Raw genomic sequence first — 12,010 nt, forward strand, 5'->3', positions numbered from 1 at the left:
AAATTCGGGGGAAAGGAAGGCCAAATCGAAATGATACCAAAGTCTCATTTTTGTTTGCGCAGATAGGTCTATTGTAGATACACAGAAAGTATTTTTTCAGAATGTCAGTTACGGAGACAAGATTATGTCGGCCAAAAAATTATATCCAGTTCCAGAAGCCTTAAAACAAAATACCAATTTAACGCCTGAGCAATATAACGAGATGTACGAGCAGTCAGTGAATGACCCAGATGCGTTTTGGTCAGAGCAAATGACACAACTTGATTGGTACAAGACGCCGACGATTATCAAGAACACCACGTTTGACTCTAAAAACTTGTCAATCAAGTGGTTTGAAGATGGTGAGCTGAATGCTAGCTATAACTGTATCGACCGTCATTTAGCAACCAGAGCAAAGAAAACGGCTTTGTTGTGGGAAGGTGACTCACCTGAAGATAGCCAAGCTGTTTCTTATCAAGAGCTTCATTATGAAGTATGTAAGCTTGCAAACGGTTTGAAAAAATTAGGCGTTAAAAAGGGCGATCGTGTTGCGCTGTATATGCCAATGGTACCTCATGCCGCTTATGCAATGTTAGCGTGTGCCCGCATCGGTGCTGTCCACTCTGTTATTTTTGGCGGCTTTTCACCGAATGCGATCGCTGATCGTATTAATGATAGTCAAGCAAAGGTCGTGATCACTTGTGATGAAGGTCGCCGCGCTGGCCGTTCGGTTCCGCTGAAAGCGAATGTAGATCAAGCTTTATCAAATGACGCTTGCCCATCTATTGAAGCCGTGATTGTGCATAAATTGACGGGGGGTGATGTACCAATGAACCCTGTCGACAAATGGTGGCATGAATTAACCGAAGATTGTTCTGGTCAATGTGAACCAGAAGTCATGAATGCAGAAGACCCACTATTTATTCTCTATACCTCTGGTTCTACTGGGCAACCTAAAGGTGTTGTTCATACTACTGGCGGGTATTTGTTATGGACGACCATGACTTTCAAATATGCCTTCGACTATCGTGACGAAGATGTATTTTGGTGTTCTGCCGATGTTGGTTGGATTACTGGCCACAGTTACATTGCATATGGCCCGTTATCGAATGGCGCGACGCAAGTATTCTTCGAAGGTGTGCCGACTTACCCTGACGTTCGTCGTATTGCTCAAATAGTAGAAAAGTACAAAGTGACTTCTTTATATACCGCTCCAACGGCCATTCGTGCCTTGATGGCGCATGGTGACAAACCTGTAGAAGGCTGTGATTTATCTTCACTTCGCATCCTAGGTTCGGTAGGGGAGCCTATCAATCCAGAAGCATGGGATTGGTACTATCGCACTATCGGCCAGAGTCGCTGCCCAATTATTGATACTTGGTGGCAAACAGAAACGGGTGGCATGATGATTACCCCAATGCCGACCGTTCATGCGTTGAAACCAGGCTCAGCTACACGTCCTATGTTTGGTGTTCAGCCAGCGTTGTTTGATGCCGAAGGCAATGAACTAGAGGGTGCAGCTGAAGGTAACTTGGTGATTAAAGACAGCTGGCCGGCGCAAGCAAGAACGGTTTATGGCGATCATAAGCGTTTTATCGAAACCTATTTTAGCGCCTATGAAGGGGTGTACTTTACAGGTGACGGGTGTCGACGTGACGAAGATGATTACTTCTGGATCACAGGACGTGTGGATGATGTCCTTAATGTATCTGGCCACCGTTTAGGTACCGCTGAAATAGAAAGCGCCTTGGTTGCACATGCTCATGTAGCGGAAGCCGCAGTGGTAGGTTATCCTCACGATATCAAAGGCCAAGGCATCTATGTTTATGTCACACCGAATGAGGGTGTTGAGGCAAATGATGAGTTAACCGCAGAAATTCGTAAGTGGGTAAGAACAGAGCTAAGCCCAATCGCAACGCCTGATATGATCCAATGGACGAAGGGTTTACCGAAAACACGTTCGGGTAAAATCATGCGTCGAATTTTACGAAAAATAGCAGCGAATGAGCACGAGCATCTAGGTGATACTTCAACATTGGCAGATCCGTCAGTTGTTGATAAACTCATCGAGGAGCGATTGAACAAATAAAAGGAATTGGTATGGTAAACCTGCTAATTGCAGACGACCATCCTCTATACCGCGACGCCCTGAAAGGGGCGTTAGGTATGGCGTTTAGTGATCTGAATATACTTGAGTCTGGTGATTTAAATGCCACCGTAAAGACACTAGAAGAAAATGATGTAGACCTACTACTTCTCGACCTTCATATGCCAGGCAGCAGTGACTTGTTTGGTCTTTTACATATTCAAAAAACCTTTTCTGATTTACCCATTGCGGTTGTGTCAGGTACCGAAGATACCTCGTTAATTTCCAAAGTTGTTGGTGTTGGTGCTATGGGCTTTATTCCAAAAACCGCCAGCGCACAAGAAATCAGTGATGCCGTTAATGCCATGTTAGAGGGCGATGTTTGGGTTCCAGAGGCGCTTCGTCAGCAAATTGAACAGGTAGATGAAAACTTCTCGGTACTCGCTGAAAACGTTGCTAGCCTTACGCCTTCACAATACAAAGTCTTGTGTTACATGCGTGACGGTCTATTAAATAAACAAATTGGTTATAACCTTGAGATTGCAGAGGCGACAGTGAAAGCGCACGTGACAGCAATCTTTCGTAAGCTGGGCATTAATAATCGTACTCAAGCGGTATTGATTGCCAGCGAGCTTCAATTGGAGCCGCCCTCTAATTAATGCGGCTTAAATTTCATCGATTCATACGAAAAGCCCATAAGTGGCTTGGGCTTGTACTTGGCATTCAAATTTTGTTTTGGATTGCTGGTGGTGTTGTAATGAGCGCAATTCCATTGGAAAAAGTGCACGGAAAACACCTTGCTACCAAAATTTTACCATCCCATTTTAGCAATAGTGACTATACTTTTAGCGTTGAATCTTTGATTGCTCGAGTGCAAACTGAAAGCAGTAGCGCTGGCTCAATTAAACACTTGGCTTATACACAATTTGCTGGACAGCCAGCTTATTTAATCGAGACGAGTGTCAAACGACATATGTTTCATGCCAAGACAGGTGAACGTTTTGAACCCCTTACAGAAAACCAAGTAGTTGAGCTTGCCTACCAACACTACCTCGGTGATGCAGAGTTGGAAAAAGTAATACTATTAGAAAAGTCGCCAGCCGAAGCGAGCAGGGCGACAGGAAGTGTGTGGCAAGTGCGTTTTTATGATACTTGGTCCACGACCTTATATTTCTCACCAACAAGTGCTGAGTTAGTTTCTATTCGCAGTGATATCTGGCGTTTGTTTGATTTTGTTTGGATGCTTCATATTATGGATTATGATGAACGGGAGGACTTCAATAACCCCTTACTGATCTCATTTTCAATCAGCGCATTGTTGTTCACTATGACTGGCTTTTTGCTTTTATTTCGCAGCTTCGTGCGCAGAAAAAGACCCGCTGTGTAGCAGGTCTTAATTACACATTACTGCGTTTTAGCTGAACGTATAAACTTAGTCATACTTTGAATCAAGGTTCTTAGCTTCGCGGGTTTTAGTGGCTTGTTGAGGTAATTAACCCCTTGTTCTTTACACATTTTTATCAAGTCTTCCCCTCGTTTTGCAGTGACTAAGCAAGCGGGCAAGACAATATTCAACTCCATTCTGATTGACTCGATAATGGCCAAGCCATCCGGACCTTTACCTAATTGGTAGTCGACTAGTAAGATCTGTGGTTCAAACGCAATTGCTTTTTCTAAGGCTTGCTCAGCATTTAACGCGGTTTCAGTATTGACTCCCCATTTCGCCAATAGCGTTTCCATGGCATCAAGGTTTTCTTGTTGGTCGTCAACGCACAAAATTCTCAAGTCGGTAAATACAGATGTGGTTGCGGAAACAATTTTACCTACAGGCTCTGGTGGTGCCATGGCATCAAACATCACTGAGAAGCAACTTCCTTTGTTTTCAACAGAGTCAACTTTTACGGTGCAGTTGAGTTGCTGAGTGAGACGTTTTACCACACCCAAACCCAATCCAATGCCCTGTTCGTTAGAGTTTTCTACCCGATAAAAATCACTAAAAATGGCCGCTTGTTGCAGTGTAGGTATGCCGATACCTGTGTCTCGCACTTCAATAAGCATACGATTACCGCGTTTGCGAGCACTCAGCAACACCTTACCTGTTTGGGTATATTTCACAGCATTGGAAACTAAGTTTTGAATAATCCGATAAACATATGTGCGGTCTGCACTTATCCAGCCATCTTGTAGTTTGTAACGGAAGTCCAAGCCCTTTTCTTTGGCTTTCATGCCCATTTCGTTAATGATTGGCGTTAAGGTTTCGACAACATTAATGGTCTCAATAAAGGGTTTGAGCTCACCTTGATCCAAACGTGAAATGTCTAGGATTGTGCCTATTAAGGCTTCGCTGGAGACGACTGAGTCATTTAATTTACTGATGATTTTCGTAGTATCGCTATCTAGCTTCGTTTCTTGCAGCGCTGATAAATAAAGTTTCGCAGCGTTAAGGGGTTGAAGAACATCATGACTAGCTAGTGCTAAGAATCGAGATTTGCTTGCGTTCGCCTCTTCTGCTTCTTTTCTAGCTCGGATAAGCTCTTTTTCAGCTTCACCCCTTCGTTCTATTTCTAGGCGCAGTTCAGCATTAATAGAGTGCACTTCTTCGGTTCTTTTGCGCACACGCTGCTCAAGATTAATATTTGTTTCTTCTAAAGCTTGTTGAATTTCTACGTGATTAGTGATGTCTTGAAAGCTGGTAACAAAGCCGCCTGCTGGCATTGGATTGCCAATTACTTCAATCACTCTGCCATCATCTCGTTGACGAGTTAATTTATGTGGTTCACCGGACTTCAAGCGATCCATACGTTTTTGTACTCTGACTTCTAATTCCCCCGGAGGGCAATTGCTATGAGCAATATTGAAGCGAATCAGATCTTCAATGGGCATCCCGACTTGCACGAGACTATCGGGGAAATGGAATAGGTCTATATATCGTTTGTTCCACGCGACCAAATTAAAGTTCTTATCTACTACGCTGATGCCCTGATCTAGGTTTTCTATAGAGGTCATCAGTGCGCTGACATTGAAATCGACGGCTTGCGCAGACTCTTCGAAGAAATTCACAACTTCAGTAATGTCGAGCTTTTTGCCTCGAACTAAACTATCAATTAAGGCCTTTGCACTGGAAGAACCTACGACACCGCCCAAGGCTCTCTCACAAAAAGAGAGAAACTCATTGTCTACCGCATCTTGCATATTCAACTCAGTGCCATTGCGCGCCGCAAAATCATCAAATAACTGTTGGCTTCTCTCAGGGCCAGTAAACTTTGTAATGAGGGTATTTAAGTCATCTACTGTCACTGTGTGTGGCTGTACAGTGAGAATCGGTGAATTGGCATCTGCAGGTGACACAAAAGCCTCTGCTTGTATACGGTCGATAAGACGAGATTTGGTGATCAGTGAAAACGTAATATAAGCAATCACGTTGGCCAGCAGGCTAACCATCGCACCTTGACTAAGCGTTTCTGATTGGTCGACGCCTGGCGAACCACCACCTAGTACCGGTAGCATAAGCCACATGGTCCAAACAACAATGCCCGCGAGTAATCCTGCATACACGCCGTGCGCATGCCCTTGCTTCCAATAAAGACCGCCAACAATAGAGGGAAGCAAATGAATAACGAGAGAAAAGGCAAGTAAACCAATTGAAGCCAAGCTTGATTGATTTGTCATTTGTTGCTGATATAAAAACGCGAGCACCAAAATAAGAAATATAATCGCTCGGCGTAAAAGCTTTATTCTGCGAATTTTATTGGCTGGTACATAGGCTGTGAATTCGAGTAGTTTAGGCAGTACCACATCGTTTGTTATCATCGTGCTCAGAGTAAGTGTCGCAACAATGATCATAGCGGTAGCAGCAGATAGCCCACCGATGAAAACAATTATTTCTAAGACTAAAGAATCCGACATCATAGCTAAACCGAGGACATAGTTGTCTGCCTTGATTTCAGAGTCAGAAAAAATAGCGTCACCCGCTGCAGCAATAATCGGGATAGTAATCGCAATGATCAATAAATAGAGTGGGAAGACCCAGCGTGCTTGCTTGAGATGCTCTAGATTTAAGTTATCAACGACGGCCACATGAAACTGACGTGGTAAGCAAATGACAGCGGCTGCTGCCATCACAGTTTGCGCCCAAAAAGTAAAGGAATAGAACGTGTCTATTGCTGCATCACTTGCAAAACTCTGCAAGTGAGTTGCTGTGGGCGATGAGGAATAATATTGATAACCGACAATGGCAACCAATACCAAAGCTAACAATTTGATGCACGATTCAAATGATATAGCCAACATCAAGCCCCGTCGATACTCTGTTACATCTGTATTTTTTGTTCCAAAGTACATCGCGAAAACAGCGATAAATAAGGTCGCTATCATGATCACGATTTGAGAGTGCTGCTCTTCTGAAATAAGTATAAAGATGGAACCAATCGCTTTGAGTTGCAGGGCGATATAAGGGATTGTTGCTAATAGTGCAATAATAGTCACTAGCAAGGCGACAATTTGTCGCTTGCCATAGCGAGCACTAATGAAATCGGCAATCGTGCTTATATGTTGCTTTTTACTCACTAGCACGAGCTTACGAATGAAGCGATGGAATATCAGATAGACAATGACAGGACCTAAGAGGATCGGTAAATACAACCAATTGTCTCGACTCGCTTGGCCAACAGCGCCAAAAAAGGTCCAAGCGGTACAATAAATACCTAAAGCCAAAGAGTAGACTAAAGGATTAGACGTCAGCCAACGTGAGGTTGGTGTGTTTCTATCCCCCCATTTTGCTATCCAAAAAAGTAAGCAAAGATACGATAGAGCCAGTGCTAGCCATCCAAATGACATAAAAATTCCTAACAAGCTTTTAACATTTATTACTGTATCACAATCCACAAGTGCTCAACGAACACTAAGACCATGGTCTCATTTTACCTTTTTTTAACACCATATAGAGTATGTACAACACTGCTAATGTAACCTTTTGCAGAGATTTAGCTCCAACTTCTATAAGAATAAACGGCTCAAATCCACCGCAAGTTAGGCACTAAGTTAGCAAATTGTTAAACACCTACATCTTATTAACTTGCTGAGGAATGCAAAGATGGCTTTTAAAAATGAAGGGGATCAGAAGGCGTATTGGAAGGATAATTTATCCCTCCTATTCAAACTTCTCATTGTATGGTTCGTCGTCTCTTTTGGCGCCGGTATTATTTTCGTTGATGCACTGAACCAAGTCCAGTTTTTTGGATTTAAATTAGGTTTCTGGTTTGCACAACAGGGATCAATTTACGTATTTGTTGTGCTCATTTTCTACTACATGAAGAAAATGAATCAACTTGATAAGAAATACGGCGTGGACGAGGAGTAAGCCATGAGTGTACAACTATTAACGTTTTTAATTGTAGGTGCATCGTTCCTACTCTACATCGGTATCGCGATTTGGGCGCGCGCTGGAACTACGAATGACTTCTATGTTGCTGGTGGTGGTGTTCATCCTGTACTAAATGGTATGGCAACCGCAGCGGATTGGATGTCTGCAGCTTCTTTCATTTCGATGGCCGGTCTGATTTCTTTCATGGGATATGATGGTGCTGTGTACTTAATGGGTTGGACCGGTGGTTATGTGCTACTTGCTTTATGTTTAGCGCCATATCTACGGAAGTTCGGTAAGTTCACGGTTCCAGACTTTATCGGTGACCGCTATTATTCTCAAACTGCACGTACCGTTGCTGTTATTTGTGCAATCTTCGTATGTTTTACTTACGTAATTGGTCAAATGCGTGGTGTTGGTGTCGTATTCAGTCGCTTCTTAGAAGTTGAATTATGGTTAGGTGTTGTGATTGGTATGGGTGTGGTTTTCTTCTACACTGTATTGGGCGGCATGAAAGGTATCACTTATACTCAGGTAGCTCAGTACTGTGTGTTGATTTTTGCTTACCTTGTTCCAGCGGTATTTATCTCGATTCTAATGACAGGTCACGTGTTACCACAAACTGGTTTTGGTGCTACCTTAGCCGATGGCTCGGTATTCTTGCTTGATAAGCTTGACACACTATCTACTGATTTAGGATTCGCTGAATACACGACAAACAAAAAATCTCTACTAGATATCTTCTGTATCACATTCGCATTGATGGTGGGTACTGCGGGTTTGCCACATGTAATTGTACGTTTCTTCACCGTACCAAAAGTACGTGATGCTCGTAAGAGTGCGGGTTGGGCATTAGCATTCATCGCTATCCTGTATACTACCGCTCCTTCTTTAGCTGCTTTTGCTCGTGTGAACATGATTGAAACAATCAATGGTCCTCAAGCAACCGGTACATCATATGCCGAAGCACCTAGCTGGATTAAAAACTGGGAAAAAACCAACCTTATCAAGCATGACGATAAGAACGGTGACGGCAAAATGTTCTACTCGGGTGATGAACGCAACGAGATGACAATTGACCGTGACATTATGGTATTGGCTAACCCTGAAATTGCTAACCTGCCAGCATGGGTAATTGCTCTTGTTGCTGCTGGTGGTGTTGCAGCGGCCTTGTCAACGTCGGCTGGTTTACTCTTGGTTATTTCGTCCTCTGTCTCGCATGACTTGTTGAAGAAGAACTTAATGCCGGATATTTCCGACAAGCAAGAGTTACTCTCGGCGCGTGTTGCAGCAGCGGTGGCTATTCTGATAGCCGGTTACTTTGGAGTTCATCCGCCAGATTTTGTTGCCGCTATCGTTGCCTTTGCGTTCGGTTTAGCTGCATCAAGTTTCTTCCCAGTAATCATTATGGGTATCTTCAGCAAACGTATGAATGACAAAGGTGCAATTGCAGGGATGGTGACTGGTATTACTTTCACTGCGGCATATATTATTTACTTCAAGTTTGTTAGCCCTGAAATGAATAAAACTGAGAATTGGTTGTTCGGTATTTCACCAGAAGGTATTGGTACAGTGGGTATGGTGATTAACTTCGCCGTAGCATACGGTGTATTCAAAATGACTGATGAAGCCCCACAAGAAATTCAAGACCTTGTAGAAAGCATCCGCTTCCCGAAAGGGGCAGGTGAAGCATCAGGTCACTAAGTTTCACTAGAAGCTAAAACACAAAAGCCCAGCTATGCTGGGCTTTTTAATTTTACTCGTTGAAAATACTAAACAAGAAAGAAAATAAACACAGCTTAGCCGCAAGGCATCAGAGCTTAATGGATGCTTATTGATATTTATCAATAAGCTGTGAAGTATGTAGGGCATAATCAAATTAGCTATTTTTCTAGCATATAGGAGTTACCATGACGGCTGTACCGCAACAGGTCACTGACTTTTTGAAGGAATCAGGTCCATTTGATTTACTTGATGAAGAGCGCTTGAATCAAATCGCAAAGCAAAGTTCGATCATTTATCTAGCGGCTGAAAATCAAGATGAAATGTTGTCTACGCATAGTGACTCACTCTATCTTATACAAAGTGGTCAGTTTTCGGTAAAGGACAGCGATGGTGCCTTGAAGCACTTAAGCGATGGCGACTATTTTGGTTATGCAGCCTTACTCGATGAAGTCAGTTACAAGCTCGATTTAACTGTTGATAGTCCGGGTTTGGTTCTCTGTATACCTAAAGCAGCTTTCGATATTGCGATGTCACATCCTAAGATCAGCCAATTTTTCAATGCGGCAAAAGATGATGTATTGCAGCATGATGCCGTGAGTGATTCCAATTCTATGTGGTTGCATAAACCGCTTTATGAAGTAGCCGAAACTTTACCCATTACGGTGGGACAAACCGATTCTATACAAAGTGCTGCCGCCTTGATGAGTCAAATGCGGATTTCGTCAGTGCTGATCATTGAAGAAAACGATTTAATTGGTATCGTCACTGATAGAGATCTACGAAATCGTGTTGTTGCGGTTGGTATGAATATGCAACTTCCGGTTAAACAAATTATGACGGAAAAACCCGCTTATTTAACCAAAAATAAAACGCTATTCGACGCTGTTGCCTTGATGAATGAGAAGTCCATCAATCACTTACCTGTGCTAGATGAGGTCACCAATGCACCGGTTGGGATGATTACCGCAACAGATATTTTCAAGCAACAACGTAATAACGTACTTTTCGTTATTAGTGATATTTCGAAAGCGAACAACTTGTACGAGTTAACGCGCTGCTCATGGCAATTGCCACATTACTTTGCGTCGAGCGCAAAACGTCCCGGCGACTTTGATATTGTTGGTAAGGTGCTTTCCCAAGCCACTGATGTCATGACACGTAAACTCATTACTTTTTTTCAGCAGCAGCATGGGCAAGCACCAATGCCTTACTGTTGGTTAGTTTATGGTTCTCAAGCCCGTGAAGACCAAACCATGGGCTCGGACCAGGACAATGCTTTATTGTTAGCTCGAGAGCCCAATTCAGAAGAAGCTGAATACTTTGAGAAAATGGCTGAATATGTCTGTCTTGGCTTAGGCAAATGCGGCATTAAGCTATGCGATGGTAATATCATGGCGTCGAATCCTGAGTTACGCCAGTCTCTTGATGCTGCTATTGAGCAGTCTAAGATATGGGTGCGTCAACCGACGCCAGAAGCAATGTTAGCATTTAATATCTTCCTAGATGCAAGGGCTGCAGCAGGGGATAGTAGTCTATTTAAGCGCTTGCAGAGTGAGCGTAAGTCTCTGTTTAAACAGTCTATGTTTTTAGCTGCATTAGCCAGGCAAGCGAATGAAAGCTCGGTACCTTTGTCGATGTTTCAAAAGTTTGTTTACACTAAGAATAGGAAAGAGAAAGACAGTATTGACCTTAAGCATACAGCGATTGCGATTATAAATAACTTGGTCAGGATCCACGCCTTAGCAAATGAAATTACGCTGCCAGGGACGATCGCAAGACTAGAAAGTTTACCCAGTGATTGCGGTATTGCTAGCACTGATATTAAAAATCTAAAAGACATTTGGTTATTCTTGAATCGTTTACGATGGCGTCATCAATTGAACAATAAAGTACAAGATAACTTTATTCGTATTAGCGACCTGTCATCAATTGAGAAGCATCAACTAAAGGCCGCATTTCAGGCGATTCATCGGGCGCAGCAAGCGGCTGTATTAAAATATAGCGGGGGGATTGGTTAATGCCTTCTGCATTCGGTAAACTGTTTGGACGTCATTCTTTTGCATCTAAGATCTTGAAAAGCAAGCAAGCGGTACCTGAAGAATGGAAAAGCTGCGCTCTGGCAGACACTCCGTTTTTATCGATAGATCTAGAATTAACGAGTCTCGATACTCAGGTTGCCAAAATCACTTCGATTGGTTGGTTGCAAGGAAAGTCTCAGCAAGTTGATTTATCCACTGCTTTTTACAAGGTGATTCGAGCATCTGGTGACTTGGCACAGAGTCCGGTCATCCATGGCCTTACAGCGAAAGACTTAGCGCAAGGCGAGCATATTGCCTCTGCTGTCGAGCAACTGAAAACATTGGCTGAGTCGCACATTTGGGTCTTGCACAACGCGAGTTTAGATATGCAAGTTATCGCGCGAGTTGCAGATGCACTCAACTTACCGAAAACCCAAATAACGACCTTGGATACCATGTTGCTTGAAATGTATTTTTTAAATAAATCTCAGGATATGGTAAAGCAAAATGCCTTGACCTTAGAGCAATGTAGACTTCGCCATCAATTACCTTCAGCCCCAAACCATAATGCCTTGGATGATGCTTTAGCAACACTTACTCTAGCATTTTCTCAATTATATCAACTCGATAAAGTTAACTCGGTGACTATTCGTGATTTACTTCAAACTAAAGCGTTCAACGTTTTTACAATAGGGCATGCTGCCGTTTCCACCTAACAAAGCCCAGGTTTTCCGCTTTCTACTGCTTTTGCTTCTTTTTTAAGCTATTCTTAAAGGTGTTCATTGTGAACGACAATGGAAGAGAGGTGAAAGATGTTGATTATCTGCAAGCTCAAAAATT

Annotated in this window: 8 protein-coding genes; 7 read left to right on the top strand and 1 reads right to left on the bottom strand. The window is 42.9% G+C overall.

The window, feature by feature from the left end; genetic code table 11:
- Positions 1 to 124 precede the first annotated feature (124 nt).
- The 3 genes from acs (at position 125) to RM544_RS11560 (ending at position 3,452) form a co-directional block, all read left to right on the top strand.
- Complete coding sequence (gene acs, locus RM544_RS11550; protein WP_311361943.1) at positions 125 to 2,068, top strand: acetate--CoA ligase; 1,944 nt, start codon at positions 125 to 127, stop codon at positions 2,066 to 2,068.
- A gap of 11 nt (positions 2,069 to 2,079) precedes the next feature.
- Complete coding sequence (locus RM544_RS11555; RefSeq protein WP_311361944.1) at positions 2,080 to 2,724, top strand: response regulator transcription factor; 645 nt, start codon at positions 2,080 to 2,082, stop codon at positions 2,722 to 2,724.
- A 98-nt stretch (positions 2,725 to 2,822) separates the two neighbouring features.
- Positions 2,823 to 3,452 (top strand): hypothetical protein, encoded by a 630-nt coding sequence (locus RM544_RS11560; RefSeq protein WP_311361945.1) that lies wholly within the window; start codon positions 2,823 to 2,825, stop codon positions 3,450 to 3,452.
- Between the two features lie 17 nt (positions 3,453 to 3,469).
- Here the strand turns inward: RM544_RS11560 and RM544_RS11565 are convergent, their stop codons facing one another.
- On the bottom strand, positions 3,470 to 6,901 hold the full coding sequence (locus tag RM544_RS11565) for a PAS domain-containing hybrid sensor histidine kinase/response regulator (RefSeq protein WP_311361946.1): 3,432 nt from the start codon (positions 6,899 to 6,901) through the stop codon (positions 3,470 to 3,472).
- A 256-nt stretch (positions 6,902 to 7,157) separates the two neighbouring features.
- Here RM544_RS11565 and RM544_RS11570 point away from each other — a divergent pair, with 256 nt between their 5' ends.
- From RM544_RS11570 to RM544_RS11585, 4 genes are all read left to right on the top strand, one after another.
- A complete protein-coding gene (locus tag RM544_RS11570; protein WP_311361947.1) occupies positions 7,158 to 7,424 on the top strand; it encodes a DUF4212 domain-containing protein in 267 nt (88 codons plus the stop codon).
- Between the two features lie 3 nt (positions 7,425 to 7,427).
- On the top strand, positions 7,428 to 9,131 hold the full coding sequence (locus RM544_RS11575) for a sodium:solute symporter family protein (protein ID WP_311361948.1): 1,704 nt from the start codon (positions 7,428 to 7,430) through the stop codon (positions 9,129 to 9,131).
- A gap of 206 nt (positions 9,132 to 9,337) precedes the next feature.
- Positions 9,338 to 11,170 (top strand): DUF294 nucleotidyltransferase-like domain-containing protein, encoded by a 1,833-nt coding sequence (locus RM544_RS11580; RefSeq protein WP_311361949.1) that lies wholly within the window; start codon positions 9,338 to 9,340, stop codon positions 11,168 to 11,170.
- The gene (locus RM544_RS11585; protein WP_311361950.1) at positions 11,170 to 11,886 is read left to right on the top strand and encodes a 3'-5' exonuclease; all 717 of its coding nucleotides are present in this window, start codon (positions 11,170 to 11,172) and stop codon (positions 11,884 to 11,886) included. The genes RM544_RS11580 and RM544_RS11585 overlap by 1 nt, the downstream gene beginning before the upstream one ends.
- Positions 11,887 to 12,010: the final 124 nt, after the last annotated feature.

The sequence above is a fragment of the Brumicola blandensis genome (assembly GCF_031846165.1).
In the GTDB taxonomy this organism is placed as follows: Bacteria; Pseudomonadota; Gammaproteobacteria; order Enterobacterales; family Alteromonadaceae; genus Glaciecola; species Glaciecola blandensis.